Source organism: Campylobacter sp. RM19072 (assembly GCF_024723485.1).
In the GTDB taxonomy this organism is placed as follows: domain Bacteria; phylum Campylobacterota; class Campylobacteria; order Campylobacterales; family Campylobacteraceae; genus Campylobacter; species Campylobacter porcelli.
Window position 1 is genome coordinate 1 of sequence record NZ_JANQCU010000057.1, and the last position, 649, is coordinate 649.

Sequence of the window (649 nt, forward strand, 5' to 3'; positions counted from 1 at the left end):
TTAATTCATCTAGCTCTTTTAGTTTAGACGCAGCTGCTGCGTTACTAGCCTCTAGTAGTATGTTTAGCTCATCTAATCTATTTTGAGTTTGCTCTTTAATCTCTTTAGTCTCATCTTGCAAGGCTACTAGCTTTGGAATTTGGCGTTCATATCTAAGCCCTATAGCCTTAGCTGCCCCTGTAGCTATACTAAGCCCTAGTAACTCACTAGCTACCTTAGCCCTACCTAAGGCACTCTCGCCACGCACAAGGTATAGCTCATCACATAGCTCATCACCCTTTAGCTCATTTATCAAATCTCTAGCTATAGTGCTACGCTCATCTAGCTCCATTTTATGGATATTAGCACTCTTAAACTCTCTAGCAAAGTAATCACTAGCCCTACCCAGCTCACTCTCCACTAGATTTATTACTTCTTCTTTTTTGCTAGCTATCTCGTGTTTAGCTCTAGTAGCCTCTAGCTTTAGCTCATTAGATTTTTTAATCAAATGCTCACCAGCACTACTTAGCCTATCCTCTACTATATCAGCAAAATCTAAAATACCATACTTTAGCTCCTCAAGCTTTGCTGATATCGCCTGGCTAAGCTGCCTTATCTCTTCAACCTTATGGTTATACTCGTGGTTATACTCAGCCCTTTTTAGTAGCTC

Annotated in this window: 1 protein-coding gene; it reads right to left on the minus strand. The window is 40.5% G+C overall.

All coding sequences use genetic code 11. The features are described 5' to 3' along the window. Window positions 1-649, minus strand: a 649-nt coding sequence (locus tag CSUIS19072_RS08440) for a hypothetical protein (protein WP_337212279.1), incomplete at both ends; no start/stop codon positions are given.